At 65.8% G+C, this 14,947-nt stretch carries 10 protein-coding genes; 4 read left to right on the top strand and 6 right to left on the bottom strand.

The genetic code is table 11. The annotated features are described in order from the left end of the window. Nucleotides 1-7: 7 nt before the first annotated feature. Genes ABIA65_RS02965 through ABIA65_RS02950 form a run of 4 tightly spaced genes read right to left on the bottom strand, consistent with a single transcriptional unit; the run spans nucleotide 8 to nucleotide 5,565 of the window. A complete protein-coding gene (locus tag ABIA65_RS02965; protein ID WP_241402006.1) occupies nucleotides 8-2,551 on the bottom strand; it encodes an ATP-binding cassette domain-containing protein in 2,544 nt (847 codons plus the stop codon). Then, nucleotides 2,548-3,696 (bottom strand): substrate-binding domain-containing protein, encoded by a 1,149-nt coding sequence (locus tag ABIA65_RS02960; RefSeq protein ID WP_241402005.1) that lies wholly within the window; start codon nucleotides 3,694-3,696, stop codon nucleotides 2,548-2,550. The genes ABIA65_RS02965 and ABIA65_RS02960 overlap by 4 nt, the downstream gene beginning before the upstream one ends. A gap of 25 nt (nucleotides 3,697-3,721) precedes the next feature. Further along, the gene (locus ABIA65_RS02955; protein WP_241402004.1) at nucleotides 3,722-4,747 is read right to left on the bottom strand and encodes an ABC transporter permease; all 1,026 of its coding nucleotides are present in this window, start codon (nucleotides 4,745-4,747) and stop codon (nucleotides 3,722-3,724) included. Nucleotides 4,748-4,779: 32 nt separating this feature from the next. Next, complete coding sequence (locus tag ABIA65_RS02950; RefSeq protein ID WP_241402003.1) at nucleotides 4,780-5,565, bottom strand: SDR family NAD(P)-dependent oxidoreductase; 786 nt, start codon at nucleotides 5,563-5,565, stop codon at nucleotides 4,780-4,782. A gap of 120 nt (nucleotides 5,566-5,685) precedes the next feature. Here ABIA65_RS02950 and ABIA65_RS02945 point away from each other — a divergent pair, with 120 nt between their 5' ends. From ABIA65_RS02945 to ABIA65_RS02930, 4 genes are all read left to right on the top strand, one after another. After that, nucleotides 5,686-6,573, top strand: a complete 888-nt coding sequence (locus tag ABIA65_RS02945) for a carbon-nitrogen hydrolase family protein (protein WP_241402002.1) — start codon at nucleotides 5,686-5,688, stop codon at nucleotides 6,571-6,573. A 16-nt stretch (nucleotides 6,574-6,589) separates the two neighbouring features. Beyond that, nucleotides 6,590-7,564: a cyclase family protein gene (locus tag ABIA65_RS02940; protein ID WP_241402001.1), complete on the top strand. Its 975-nt coding sequence runs from the start codon at nucleotides 6,590-6,592 to the stop codon at nucleotides 7,562-7,564. Nucleotides 7,565-7,633: 69 nt separating this feature from the next. Continuing rightward, the gene (locus tag ABIA65_RS02935; protein ID WP_241402000.1) at nucleotides 7,634-9,349 is read left to right on the top strand and encodes a dihydroxy-acid dehydratase; all 1,716 of its coding nucleotides are present in this window, start codon (nucleotides 7,634-7,636) and stop codon (nucleotides 9,347-9,349) included. 96 nt (nucleotides 9,350-9,445) lie between these two features. Next, nucleotides 9,446-10,141, top strand: a complete 696-nt coding sequence (locus ABIA65_RS02930; RefSeq protein WP_241401999.1) for a GntR family transcriptional regulator — start codon at nucleotides 9,446-9,448, stop codon at nucleotides 10,139-10,141. Nucleotides 10,142-10,275: 134 nt separating this feature from the next. Here ABIA65_RS02930 and ABIA65_RS02925 read toward each other — a convergent pair whose 3' ends face one another. Both ABIA65_RS02925 and ABIA65_RS02920 read right to left on the bottom strand, forming a co-directional pair. After that, nucleotides 10,276-11,373, bottom strand: a complete 1,098-nt coding sequence (locus ABIA65_RS02925) for a Glu/Leu/Phe/Val dehydrogenase dimerization domain-containing protein (protein WP_241401998.1) — start codon at nucleotides 11,371-11,373, stop codon at nucleotides 10,276-10,278. A gap of 19 nt (nucleotides 11,374-11,392) precedes the next feature. Continuing rightward, on the bottom strand, nucleotides 11,393-14,824 hold the full coding sequence (locus ABIA65_RS02920; RefSeq protein ID WP_502919507.1) for an indolepyruvate ferredoxin oxidoreductase family protein: 3,432 nt from the start codon (nucleotides 14,822-14,824) through the stop codon (nucleotides 11,393-11,395). Nucleotides 14,825-14,947: the final 123 nt, after the last annotated feature.

Below are 14,947 nucleotides of genomic sequence, written 5' to 3'. Positions count from 1 at the left end.
CCCATTCTCACCGTGCGGTCTTGCGTTGCACCTGGGCGTAGGCCGCAGTGGCGGCCAGGGCCATCAGGCCGACCAACAGGTACTGCCACGCCTGTGACAGCGCCAGGAAGACGGTCGCGTTGCTGATCACCTGGAGCAGCAGTACACCGAACAGCACGCCGATGAAGCTGCCGCGTCCACCGAAGATCGACGCGCCACCGAGCACCACCGCGGTGATGGCCACCAGCGTGTACGTGATGCCCGCGGTGGGATCGCCCACACCGATCTGGGCCATCAGCAGCAGTGCCCCGACAGCGGTTAACAGCGAGCTGGCCAGGTAGGCGATCATGTGCACCGCATCGACACCGACTCCGCGCTTGCGGGCTGCAGCCTCATCCGAGCCGGAGGCTCGCAGACGCAGACCGAAGCTGGTTCGGCGTGAGGCGAATTCGAACCCGACCAGCACCACGACGCCGATCAGGACGGCGATCGGGAACGGGCCGATGCGGGTGTTGAGCGCTTCGACCACGTCGAGGGAGATGACCCCGCCCGGCGCGTCGCGCCAGACCAGGGACAACCCCTGGAGCCCGGTGTAGGTGATCAACGTGGCCACCACCGGCACCACCCGCGAATAGCGGACCATCGCGCCGTTGGCGACGCCGACCGCCCCAGCCAGCGCGAACATCAGGACGAAACCCAATATCCACCAGCCGAATCCGTAGCCCTCCACAATGAAGAAGGAGGCCACCACCACAAGCGCCCCGCTCAGTGGCCCCACGGACAGATCGATGCCGCCGGTCAGCATGACGATCAACTGCCCCGCAGCCAGGAACAGCACCGGGGCCATCAGCATCAGCAAGTTGGCGATGTTGAACTCCGAGAGGAACCGCCCGTTGACGGCGGTGGTGACCGCGCCGAGGCCCAGGATGACCGCGAGCAGCACCAGGCTCGGCGACTGCTGGCTGCCGATCAGCCGCTGCCAGCGGCTGGGACGACCGATGCGCGGAGCGGTCGTGGCTTCGGCCTCGGCATCGGTGCGACCCGCGGTGAGTGAGGCCTCGGTGATCGCGTGCTCGGTGAGTTCGTCGCCGAGGAGCTCCCTGACCACGCGGCCACGGGAGAACACCAGCACGCGGTCGCACAATCCGGCGAGCTCCACGTCGTCGGAGCTAAGCACCACCACCGGGGTCCCGGAGTCGGCGACGCCACGCAGGCGGTGATAGATCTCCGAGCGGACGCCGACGTCGATGCCCTGGGTCGGTTCGTCGCACAGCAGCAACTCGGGGGCCGAGAGCAGCGCCCGGCCCAGCACCACCTTCTGCTGGTTACCGCCCGACAGGGTGCCCACCTCGGTGTCGATGGTGGCGGTCTTCACGCCGAGTTCGGCGACCTGCTCCTGGGCGAGTTCCCGCTCGACCGCAGGGGATACGAAGCCGCCACGCGAAACGCGTTGTAACGCAGCTAGAGAGAGATTCTCACGGACCGAAAGGATGGGTGCGATACCTTCGATGCCGCGTTCCTGCGGCATCAGGATGATGCCCTTGTCGCGGGCTGCGCGGGGCGAGGACAGCCGGATCCGGCCACCGTCCATGGACAACTCGCCGTGGGAGGCGACGGCACCGCCGAGCGCCCGGATGAACTCCCGCTGGCCGTTGCCCTCGACGCCGGCCAGGCCGAGGATCTCGCGCCGCCGGATCTTTGTGGACACCCCGGGTGCGCCGACGGCACCGAAGTCGGAGACCACCACGGCCGGTTCGCCCGGATCGTCGGTGCGGTCGGGAAACAGTGCCTCGACGGCCCGTCCCGCGATCAGGGTGATGATCTCGTCCTCGGTGACGTCTGCGGCGGCGAACTGACCACGAATCTGGCCGTCGCGCAGGACGGTGATGCGGTCGGCCAGTTCGAAGACATCCGGCAACCGGTGGCTGATGTAGATGACCGCCACCCCTGATCCGGACAGCCTGCGGATCAGCTGGAACAGCCGCGCGGACTCGGCCGCGGCGAACGGTTCGGTCGGTTCGTCGAGGATCAGCACGCTGGGCTCGCAGGCGAGAGCACCGCAGATCTCGATGGCCTGCTTCTCGGCCAGGCCGAGCTGTCCGGCCGGTACCGTCGGGTCGATCTCGATACCCATCGGCCTGAGTTTCTCCACCGCCCACGCATTGGCTTCGCCGAGTCGGGGCCGAAGGCTCGGCGGCACCGCCAGCACCAGGTTCTCTGCGACGGTGAGATCGGGCAGGGTCGCCGGGATCTGGTAGGCGATGGCCAGGCCGGCCACCTTGGCGGCCAGCGGTGAGGCCGCGGTCAGTTCGTCGTTGCCGATCCGCACGGTGCCGCAGTCGGGGGACAGCGCACCGGACGCGACCGCCATCAGCGTCGATTTGCCGGCCCCGTTGCCACCCACCAGCGCGTGTATCTCGCCGGGTACGGCTTCGAAGCTGACATCGTCCAATGCGGTGACGCCCGGGAACGTCTTGGTGATGCCGGCTACCGACAGACCGCGACGGAAGTTGTCTACCAAGGTCTTTGACCCTTCCTCGGTTCGGGCAGGTGCGGTGGGGTTGTGGGTCATCGGTAGATCTCCGCGAGTTTCTCTCGGCTCAGCTGGGAGGAGGTGACGGCACTGGCCGGCAGGTCGGGATCACACTCCGGCGTGAGCTTGGGGTCCAGTGAGTTCATGACGATGGGTACGTTGACGATGTCGGGCTCCGGCTCGGGAATGCCCTGTGCGGCGGCGACGGCCTTGCGCAACGCGAGCCGGATGATCCAGGTGCGCGAGGTGACGGCGACGATCTGGAACTGCGGCTGCTTCGGCTTGTTCTCGACATAGGCGCAGGCGAAACCGTTGTTGTCGTTGGCCGTCCACACCGGAAGCGGCCGTCCGGCCTGCAGGAACGCCCGGATGCCGCCAAGGGAACTGTCACCTGAATCGGTGATCACGGCGTCGATCTTGGGGTACTTGGCCAACAGACCGGCGACCACGCGCTGCGTCTGGCCGGGGTTCCAGCCGGTATCGATCGGGGCGCCCGGGGTGTTGAGCAGTGTGACGTTCTTGCAGTCCGGATTCTTGGCGAGCTCGTCCTCGATGCCGTGAATCTCACTGAGGCTCTGGGCGTTACCGGGAGTGCCGCCGAGAAACACGGAGTTGCCACCCTTGGGTCCGAGAGCGTTGCACACCCACTCGGCCCACCTGGCGCCGTCGGTGACGGTGTTGTGGCCGACGAACGTCGTGTAGTCGACGCCGGGGGTGCCGCCGGGGCTGGCGGTGTAGGGCACGACGGCCACCCCGGCCTCGAACGCTTCCCTCAGGGTGGGTAGCAAGGCGGGGCCGGCGTCGGGGAACACCACCAGGGCTTGCACGCCGAGCGCGACCAGCGCCTTGATGTCGCCGATCGCCTTCTGCGGGTTGTTCTGTCCGTCCGCATAGGGCAGCACCTCGATGTTGGGGCACTTGGCGGCCTCATCCTCGAATTCGGCGCGAGCCGTCTTGCGGAAGGCGTTGTCGCCGACGCCGTCGGCGAGTGCCACCTTGACCGGCTGGTCGCCGCAGAAGTCGGTGATGGGCTTGAGCTGGTCGACCGACCCGCTGAGGCTGGGGTCAAGATAGACCGGATCGACCTGGAACGCGGCCGGCGCGCTGAACGGCCCACCGGCGCACGACGTCAGCGTCACGCCGGCCAGCAGCGCCGCGACGGTCGTCCTGGTACGAGTTTTCACACCAATTCTCCTGTTGCTCAAAGACTTATTGCTGGGTAGTGGTGGTACGGAACTGGACGAAGCGTCGCCAGTTGACCCCGCGCAGGATGATGGCCGCCGCCAACACCAGGGCCTGGATCAGCAACTGCATGGCCGTCGACGCGCCTGCGGCTAGCACCACCTGGCCGAGCTGGGTGAGGAACAGCGCAGCGACTGCGGTCGCGGTGATCGATGAGATGCCGCCGCGCAGCAACGTGCCGCCCAGCACCACCGCGGCGATGGTGGTCAGCTGATAGCTCTGACCCAGCTGCAGGTCGGGGGTGCGCAGGTAGGCGGCCAGCAGCATTCCTGCTGTGGCGTAGGCAATTCCAGCCAGAACATAGGCCATCACCCCGTTGGTGGATGTCCGCAGCCCGGCGATGCGGGCCGCGGGTACCCCGGCGCCGACGGCAACGAACCGCCGGCCGGCCACACTCTGCTTGAGCACCAGCTGTGCGATGACGACCAGCACCACCGCAAAGAGGAACAGTGTGGGGATGCCGGCGACCGAGCTGACCGCGAAGGCGCTGACGGCGGGGTCGGCGGTGCCGGGGAAGCCGCCGGAGAGCACCAGCACCAGACCGGTCAACAAAGAGTTGACCGCCAGGGATGCGACGAACGCCGCCACCGAGAATCGAACTACCGCAATGCCAATCACCAACCCGGAGATGGCGCCGGCGCTGATGCCGAGCAGAACGCACACGACGGTGGGCAGCTGTCCGTCCTGGGCTAGCTTGGTGACGCACACCGCGGCGATCGCCATCACGCCCGGCACCGAGAGGTCGATGCCGCCGTGGGTGATGACCAGTGTCTGTCCGAGGGCGGCGATCGCCATGACACCGGCGAAGGGCAGCATCGCGGTGAGCGCGGATCCGGTCATGCTGCCGGGTGCGATCAGCGGGCTGATGACGAAGACGACGACGGCGAGCAGCCAGATCGGCATGAACCTGTCGGTCCGGATACGGTGCCACAGCGAGCGGTGGTCGGGCTCAGCCTTATTGCTCGGCCCGGTCTCTGACGTGAGAGTTGACATGGTGGGGCTTTCCTCGAAAGACGTTGGACCGGTCAGATGCTGGTGTAACCACCGTCGACGGCCAGGGCCGCGCCGGTGACGAAACTGGAGTCGGGTCCCAGCAGGAATGCAATGGCTGATGCCACCTCGGAGGCCTCACCGACCCGGCCGATGGGATGCGCGGCATACAGGGCGCGGCGCGCGGCATCGGGATCCGGCTGTGATCTGAGATAGGTGGCCAGCTGCCGGGTCTCGACGGTGCCGGGGCTGACGACGTTCGCGCGGATGCCCCGCGGTGCGTACTCGACCGCGATCTGGCGGGTCAGCTGGGCCACTGCGCCCTTGGAGGCGCAGTAGGCGGCTTGGTTGGGTAGCGCGACGGTGCCGGAGATGGAGGACAGGTTGACGATCGCGCCGGTCCGGTCGTTCTCGACCAGACGGCGGATGAACTCGCGGCAGATCAGGAAGACACCGGTCACATTGACCGACTGAAGGGAGTTCCAGTCGTCGAGCGTGGTCTCGGTCAGGGGCTTGGAGACCATCACCGCGGCCGACGTGACCAGCCCGTCGATCCCGCCGAAGGCCTGGTAACCGGCCTCGACGGCGGCCGCCGCGGTGCTCTCGTCGGACACGTCGGCGAAGACGGTGATGATGCCGACTCCCTCGGGGGCCGACGCCCGAATGTCGCCGGCGACCTGCTCGAGATGGTCGGCGTCGATGTCCGCGAGCACCAGGCGGTGGCCGCGCTGGGCCAGCAGTGTGGCGGTGGCCGCGCCGATTCCGCTGGCAGCGCCGGTGATCAGGGTCGTTTTCACGGTGGTCGATGCGCTGTCGGTCATGAGTCGAACTCGCTTTCGACACGCTGCATGCAGCACGTAGAGTATCCCACGTCACACACATTGACATGCTGCATGCAGCATGTCAATGTGGCAAGCGAGGTCAGTGGAAGCGAGGAAAAGGTGTCCGAAGATCAGTCCAGCCCGGATGTAGACCGGACCGACATCGCCACACCCGACCCCGCAATCGCCGTCGCTCAAGTCCCCGCCGTGCTCGGCGATCCGGGCGCCAATATCGTCTCGACGGCCCGCTGGATGCGCGATGCCGCCGCGCGCGGGGCCCAGATGACCGTCTTCCCCGAATGCGCGTTGTCCGGTTACATGATGGATTCGCGCGAGGAGGCTGAGGCCGCCGCGATCGAGGCCAATGAGAACCGGTTGGCACCGCTGCTCGAGGCCGCCTCGGACACCGGCACATTCGCTGTGGTGGGCCTGCTCGAGCGCGATGGCGACAAGGTCTTCAACAGTGCCGTCCTGATCGGTCCCGACGGCGTAGTCGGCACCTACCGCAAGCAACACCTGCCACTCTTGGGGGCCGACCGGTTCGTCGACCCCGGTGACGGTGCCGCCCAGCGCGTGTACGACATCGGTGCGCTACGCGTCGGAATCATGATCTGCTTCGACCTGCGGTTCCCGGAATGCGCCCGAGACATCGCGCTCGGCGGGGCCGATGTCATTGCCATGCCCACCAATTGGCCGACCACGGCCGGCTTCCTGGCCGACTACATGACCCGGGTGCGCGCGGTGGAGAACCTGGTGTATCTGGCGGTGTCGGACCGGTGCGATCGCGAGAACGGCACCGACTTCTTCGGCCGCAGCCAGGTGGTGGCGCCCACCGGCGAGGTCCTCGTCGACGCGGGCACCACCGAGGGGATCTCGGTGGCATCCATCGATGTGCGCCAATCCCGTACCAAGACTTTGACGTTCGATGATCCCCCGTACTCCCTGCCGGTCTTCCAGGGACGTCGTCCCGAGCTGTACTCGGCACTCACCAACCCTATCGACAGTTAGACAGAAGGAGGCCATCGTGTGTGGACCCGGCATCATCGACGAGCGCACCCGCAACCTCATCGCTGCGCACGCCGCGAAGTTCCGCGAGATCACCATGAGTCCATTCGGTCCGGACGATGAGATCGGCATGCTGAACCTGATCAGCGCCGAGAAGTCGCGTGAGGTCATGCGGGCCGCCGACGGCGGTGCCGCGATCGACCTGTCGGTCGACTATTTCATCGGGATGCCGTCCTGGACCAAGGCCGGCGACCCCGGCTTCCAACAGTGGATGACCCACACGCCGGTGGGTACCGTGCTCGACGACATCACCGGCGTGGGCGTCGACCAGAACCACCTGGTGGCCTACTCCGGTGACGCGATGTCGATGTACACCCACTGCGGCACGCATATCGACACGCTGAACCACTTCGGCTACAACGGGAAGATCTTCAACGGATACGAAGCAGCGCAGTGCATCAGCTCGCGGCACTGGATCAAGTGCGGGGCCGACAAGTTCCCGCCGATCATCACCCGTGGCGTTCTCTTCGATGTGGCCGGACTGCACGGAGTCGACGTCCTGCCGGACAACTATGGCATCGGCGCGAAGGATCTCGCGGATGCGCTGAAGCGGCAGAACGTGGAATTCCGGCCCGGCGACGTCGCATTGGTGCGAACTGGACGCATGCAGTACTGGCCCGACAACGATCGCTACATAGACAATGCGCCCGGGCTGAACCGTGAGGGTGCGGAGTACCTCGCCCAGGCCGGTGCGGCCGTCATCGGTGGGGACAACCTGGCGCTGGAGCAGTCACCTTCGCCGGATGCCGAGAACTGGCAGGTTGTGCACACCTATCTGCTGGCAGAGGCGGGCGTGCCGATCATGGAGGTTGTCGACTGCGAGAAGCTCGCCGGCGAGAGACTCTACGAGTTCGCATTCATCGGCGCGTGCATGAAGGTGCGCGGCGCCACGGGCGCGCCGATGCGCCCGCTGGCGATGCCGCTGCTGGCCTGAGCGCAACCTGTGTTTCTTTGATTCGTCGCGCACTTCTTCGTGAATTGCTGCGCACCGAAAGGATTTTCCATGTCTTCATCGCCCGAGCCACGCGGATACCGATCCGGTACCTCTGCGGTCGACAACAGTCGGACGTCGTACGGGGATCCAGGGTTCAGCCGCTATCTGCGCAGGGCGTTCCTCGCATCGGCCGGTTTCGACGACGAGAGCCTGGAACGGCCGCTCGTCGGAATCGCCGTGACACAGTCGGATTACAACACCTGTCACCGCGACATGCCTGCATTGCTGGCTGCGGTGAAGCGCGGGGTTGAGCAGGCCGGTGGTCTGCCGATGGAATTCCCGACGATCTCACTCGGTGAGATCCTGACCTCGCCGACCACGATGCTGTTCCGCAACCTGATGGCGATGGACACCGAGGAGATGATTCGGGCCCTGCCGATGGATTCGGCGGTGCTGCTCGGCGGCTGCGACAAGACGGTCCCGGCCCAGTTGATGGCGGCCGCCTCCTCGGACATCCCGGTCATGCTGGAGGTCGTCGGCCCCATGATGAGCGGGTCGTGGCGCGGCGAGCGCCTAGGTGCGTGCACCGACTGCCGGCGGTTCTGGGGCGCCCACCGTGGCGGTGAACTCAGCGACGAGGAGATCGTCTCGGTGCGACAGGAACTGGTCTCGACGGCCGGAACCTGCACGGTGATGGGGACCGCCTCCACCATGGCGGCATTGACCGAGACACTGGGCATGATGCTGCCGGGCGGGGCGACGCCGCCGGCCGTGAGCGGTGCCCGACTGCGCCACGCCACCGAAACCGGTCGGCGTGCAGTTGAATTGGCCCGAACCGGCGGTCCACTGCCGCGTGATGTGATGACGCGCGAGGCGTTCGAGAACGCAATCCGGGTACTGGCCGCGATCGGCGGTTCGACCAATGCGCTGATCCACGTCATCGCGGTGGCACGCCGCGCCGGAGTGGAGCTTACGATGTCGGACTTTGACAAGATCGGTTCGGACACACCACTGCTCGTCGACTGCAAACCCTCGGGCGTCGGTTACATGGAGGACTTTCACCGGGCCGGCGGGGTTCCGACATTGCTGGCGGAGCTGGCACCGCTGCTGCACAGGGACCATCGGGGCGTCAGCGGACGGTCGCTGGGCGAGATGATCAACAACACGGACGCGCCGGCTGAGTGGCAGAACACGATCCGTCACCTCGACGAGCCGTTGGGCCCGCCCGGGGCGCTGGCCGTGCTTTCCGGTTCGTTGGCTCCCAATGGCGCGATCATCAAGGCGTCGGCGGCCAGCCCGCATCTGATGCAGCACACCGGACCGGCGCTGGTGGTGGATAACCCCGCCGACGCAGCGACGATCCTCGACGATCCCGATCTGGACGTCACCCCCGATCACGTGCTGGTGATGCGGTACTCGGGACCGGTGGCGGCGGGCATGCCGGAGGCCGGTGCGCTACCGATCCCGGGGAAACTGGCCAAGGCGGGAGTGCGTGACATGGTCCGGGTTTCCGACGCGCGGATGAGCGGGACCTCGTATGGGACAGTGGTGCTGCACTGCGACCCCGAGGCGGCTGTGGGCGGACCGCTGTCGGTGGTCCGCAACGGTGATCTGATCAGGCTGGATGTTCCGAACCGGTCGATCGATCTACTGGTATCCGAGGAGGAGATCGCCGAGCGGCTGAAATCGTTCACCCCACCGCCGCGTGCGGCGCGGGGTTGGCGTCGGCTGTACGAGGACACCGTGCTGCCGGCCAGCCAGGGCGCGGACCTGTCGTTCCTGTGATCGCGGGCCGACACGATCGACGGTAAGTAACACGGCGCATGCTGCATGCATTTATGCTGACGGAAATATGTCGGCTCATCAGGGAGACGTGAAATCGTGTTCGATCCTGGGCAGGTTTCGCTTACCGATCGGGTCTATGACGAGCTGATGCGCGCCGTCCGGGTGGGAGAACTGCAGCCCGGCGCCATGCATTCGGTGGTGGAGATCGCCGGACGGCTAGGGGTGTCACGGACGCCGGTGCGCGAGGCGCTGCTGCGCATGGCGAGTCACGGCATGGTCCGGTTCGAACGCAGCCGTGGCGTGCGCATCCTGGAGGTGTCCACCCGCGACATCGAGGAGATCTACTCGCTGCGGATGATGCTTGAGGTGCCCTCGGCCTATCGGGCCGCAGAGCTGTTGAGCGACGAGCTGCTGCGGCCCGTCGAGGAAGCCTTCGACCGGATGCGTGAGGCCGCCGAAGCCGGCGACGAGGCCGTGTTCCAGGCAGCAGATGTCGATTTCCACGCCGCGATTCTGGCCGCCGCCGGCAACCGGAGAGTGACCGAGGTGGCGGCGAATACCCGGATTCAGATGATGGACCGAGGACTGTCGACCACGGCGACCAGAACCCTCGCCGACATCCTGCTGGTGCACAAGCGGATTCTCGATGCCATTAAGGCTCGCGATCCTTCTGCCAGCGCGACGAGGATGCGCGACCACCTGGTCGAGACAGTGCGGCTGCTGTTGACTCAGTCCACGGGTGATGACGCAGCCGCCGACGCTTACTTCCCGCCGCCACTACCGGTCGAATAGGACGAACTGATACCCGCCGGTCCGACCACGGTCATGCCCGGCGACGTAAAGACACCGTCCGGTATGTCGCTGTTCAGGGCCTCGTCGACGACCCAACCTGGTCCAGAGCATTGCCTCCCAGGCGGCTTGCCGCGCTATGGCGTGAAGCCTAGGTTGCGCCGTGCGAGCGCTGAGGCCGCCCGGCCGGCGAGGTTGTCAGTCTCGCGTCGCGCCTGGAGGATGTCGGTGACAGTGTCGGCGATGCGGTCGACGGCCGCCGTCATTTCCTGGCGAGTCTGCCCTTTGATTTCCCCGGCGACCTGAATAAGACCACCGCTGTTCGCGACATAGTCTGGCACCCAGACGATGTCGCGATCACGCAGAGACAACTCCACCTCCGGTCGGCTCAGTTGATTGTTGGCGGCGCCGCAGACGATCTTGGCGCTAAGAGACTCCACACTGCGTTCCGTCAACGAGCCACCCATCGCGCAGGGCGCGTAGATATCCAGGTCGAGGCCGTGAAGTGTCTCGACAGTGCGAACGGCGGGCAGCTGCGTCCTTATGCGCTGCAACGATTGCGGGTTGATGTCGGATGCGACGACGGACGCTCCTGCGGCTGTCAACAGCAGGGCAAGCTGGAGTCCGACTTTTCCGGTGCCCTCGACTCCCACTACCCGACCGGAGAGATCGGCCGACTGCCAGAGATGTTGTGCTGCAGCCTCGATTGCGCGGAATACACCGAGTGCGGTCAGGGGCGCACTGTCACCCGAGCCGCCTGCGGCCTCAGTGCGCGAGACAACACGGTCGGTGGTTTCGCCGATGATGTCCATGTCGTCAGCAGTCGTCCCGACGTCAGCGGCTGTGATGTAGCGGCCCCGAAGGGATTCGACGAAGCGCCCGTATGCGCGGAGCAGATCTGGAGTCTTGCTTGTCTCGGGATCTCCGATAATCACCGCCTTGCCTCCACCGAGAGCGAGGCCCGAGACACTCGCCTTGTATGTCATGCCACGCGAAAGGCGCAGTACATCTGTGAGTGCGGCGTGTTCGTCGGCGTAGGGGTAGAAGCGGGTTCCGCCGAGCGCGGGACCCAATGTCGTGGAGTGTATGGCGATGATTGCCTGCAGCCCGGTGGCGGCATCGTGGCAATAGACAACCTGCTCGTGTGGGGTGTCGTCAGCGAAGTCGGGCCGTCCGAATACCCCAATTGTTTCGCCGTTCGGAAGGTGTGCGGTCGGAGCGGTGTCGATGGACATGATGTGGCCTCTCGGGTTCTCAGAATTGCTCGGCGACCACGCCGAGTTCGTGCAGGCGGGCGCGGTAGCGGTCGACGTTGCGCAGTTTGACGTCCTCGTATCCGCGGATCAGGTCAGGTGCTTCAGCGACAGCGATGGCGGTGGCGTAGTTGTCTGTGCTTAGGGTGCTGGCGAATTCGCGCACCAGCTCCTCGTAGTGGGCCAACAGTGAGCGTTCGAGGCGGCGCATCGCGGTGTAACCGAATGGGTCGAGAGGAGTGCCGCGTAGACGCTTCCCCCGTTGTAGGAGCCGCAGAACGATATGCGTACGGGGGCCGAATCCGACTTTGCTGTTGCGTCCGAGCACTTTGAGCGTGGGCGGATGGAGTTTGTATGTCAGCTGTTCGCCCCCGGGGACTTCGGTCTGTATGGCGTTGAGGAATGCCGGATCGGTGAGAAGGCGGGCGACTTCGTACTCGTCCTTGTAGGCGGCGAGTTTGTAGAGGTTGCGGGCGACTGCCTGGCTGAATGCGGTGTCTTCCCCCACGAGCCGCTCTGCCTCCCAGGCGATCTGCACCGTCCGGATGTAGTTTTCGGCAAGCTTGTCGTTCTGGTAGTCGATGAGGTCGGCTGCCCGCCGTGCCACGAGCTGTGCGGTCTGCCCGCCGATTCCGGTATCGCGCATCAGTCGGTGACTGGCCGCAAGAACCGGCGGCTCCGCGACGGTCCGGGGTGCGATGGCCGCCGCGAACGCCGATGGGTCGGCAACTGCGACGCGTCCCCACTGGAACGCGGCGAGATTGGCCTCGACCGCAACCCCATTGAGGTGAATGGCCTCTTCGAGATGATGCTCGGGGATCGGAAGTGCACCGGCCTGAAACGCTGCTCCAACCAGAAGAAAGTTCGCCACCAGACTGTTGCCGAAGAGCGCCTGTGACGCCGCGAGTGCGTCAAGAGCGTGGACCTGTCGCGAGGCGGCGGTCAAGCGGTCGAGGAGTTCGCCGGTGTCCGGGTAGCTGACCGCTGGGTCGTACACCATGTCTCCGGTCGGAGTTCGGCTGGTTGAGGCTATCGCGGAGGTGTTGGCGCTGGCCGCAACGGCGATGTGTTTGTTGTCGACGGCGGTGAGCAGGTCGAAGGCCAGGAAGCAGTCCGCAGACTCCGGGCCAATGCGGTTGGAGGTGTGCGTGGCGGTGTGACTGAGTTTCAGATGAGAGGTGACCGGTCCGGCCTTCTGGCTCAGTCCGGTTTGGTCGAGACCCACGACGTGGAGACCTGCGCGCAGGGCTGCGGTACCGAGGACTTGATTCACGGTCACGATGCCGGTTCCACCGATTCCTGCGAGGAACACGTTGAAGCCTGCGTCGGGAATGTGCGACGCGGGTGTGGGAACCTTCGGCGGCGGAGGGGTTCGATGTCTCGGCGTCACCGCAGTGTCGGGGACTTCAACCGTGACAAATGAGGGACACTCGCCGTCGAGACACGTGTAGTCGGTATTGCAGGTCGTCTGGTCAATGCGTGTCTTGCGGCCGAACTCGGTGTCAACCGGCTGCACCGACAGGCAGTTGGATTTGACGCCGCAGTCGCCGCAGCCTTCGCAGACGGCTTCGTTGATGACGACTCGGGTCCGGCGCGCCGGCAAGCCGCCACGCTTGCGTTTGCGTCGCGCATCGGCGGCGCATTGCTGGTCGTAGATCAACACGGTGACGCCGGGGATATCGCGCAGGGTCCGCTGCGCCTCGTCAAGGCGGTCCCGGTGCCACACGGTTGTTCCGTCGGGGAAGCGGGCGCCGCTGTGACGGTGCGGTTCGTCGGCGCACACGATGATCTTGGTGACGCCCTCGGCGGTGAGCTTGTGGGTCAGGTCAGGTACCGAGAGCGCGCCCTCGGCGTCTTGTGCTCCGGTCATCGCCACCGCGGAGTTGTAGAGAACCTTGTACGTGATGTTGACGCCCGCCGCGATGCAGGCCTGTAGCGCGAGTTGACCTGAGTGGAAGTACGTTCCGTCACCGACGTTTTGGAAGATGTGTTCGACGTCGGTGAAAGGGGATTGGCCTATCCATTGGGCACCTTCACCGCCCATCTGAGTCAGACAGGTGACCTGAGAATCGGTGCGGCCGGACATGGTCACCAGGGTGTGGCAGCCGATTCCCCCGCCGGCCAACGAGCCTTCAGGTACGGCGGTGGACCTGTTGTGGGGGCAGCCGGAGCAGAAGTATGGGGTGCGCTGCGTGGAGAGCAGGGGTAGTTGCAGGGGAGCGCTGGACGGCGCGGCGAGGGTGACCAGGTCCTTCAGGATCCGGCGTAGGGGGCCCATGAGGCGTGCTGAGGTGAGTTCGCCGTCGGCGGGAATCAGGGGACGCCCGGTGCTGTCGAGTTTACCGAGTACGGCAGGAGCCGAAGACACGCCGTAGAGGGCGTCTTTGACTTGTGATTCGACGAATCCGGTCTTGTCTTCGATGACGAGGACGGTGTCGACTCCGCGGGCGAGTCGACGCACCTTCTCGCCACCCAGCGGGTACGGCATGCCGACACGCATGAGACGAATTCCTCTGTCCGCCAGCGTGCGATCGTCCAGCCCGAGATCGCCGAGCGCGCCGCGGGCGGCGTCGTAGGCGGAGCCGACTGCGATGACACCCAGCCGGGCGTGGGGAGGGTCGACCTCGATGCGGTCGAGGTGGTTGGCCGCGGTGAAGGCCTTCACCATTTCCCATCGTGGCCCGTACAAGTCCGCCTCGGCGAGGACGCTGTCGGGCGGTGCGGCCATGAGCCGCTGGCGGTACGTCCAGGGCGCTCCCTGCCAGCTGACGTCGGGCACACTGATGTCGAGGTCGTGGAGTGCACGGTCGAAGGTCCACAGCCCGTCGGCGACATCGGCGACGAGCTTCATCGCGACTGTGCAGCCCGACGCCCGCGACAGCGTGATAGCGTGCAGTCCGAACACGATGATCTCTTCGGCGTTGCGCGGGAACATGATCGGCATGCTCAGCGCAGCCAATGAGCGCTCGCTGGCGGCCGGGACCGAGGACGACTTCGCTGCGGGGTCGTCACCGACGAGCGCAAGGACACCCCCTTTGGGGTGCGCGCCGTACATGGCCAGATGACGAAGGGCGTCGCTGGCGCGGTCGAGTCCTGGCCCTTTCCCATACCAGACGCCGATCACCCCATCATGCGTCGACTCCCCGGCGGGAAGGTCAATCTGGCTGCCCCACACCGATGTTGCCGCGATCTCCTCATTGAGTCCGGGGACCAGGTGCACATCGTGATCGGTTCGCAGGACCGACGTTCTCGCCAGCAAGGTATCCAGCCCGGCCAACGGACTGCCCTGATACCCCGAGACGAACGTTGCTGTTCGGCGACCGTTCCTGCGGTCGCGTGTGTGCTGCTCGACGAGCAGCCGCGCGATCGCCTGCACGCCAGTCATCAGCACCGCACCCGAATCGACGCTGTAGCGATCAACTAGCGGTGTCAATGAACTTGGCAGTAGTTGTGTCACGGTGTCCCGGAACCCCTCATCTATGTGGCAGCAACTGATCGACTTGGTGCCACAACAATCCTCATGTGTAAGGATCGGTTCAACCTTTTCTTCGCCAAC

Origin of the sequence: Mycolicibacterium sp. 624, from assembly GCF_040548615.1 — a bacterium.
GTDB lineage: Bacteria > Actinomycetota > Actinomycetes > Mycobacteriales > Mycobacteriaceae > Mycobacterium.
This window is presented reverse-complemented; position numbering and strand designations above follow the sequence as displayed.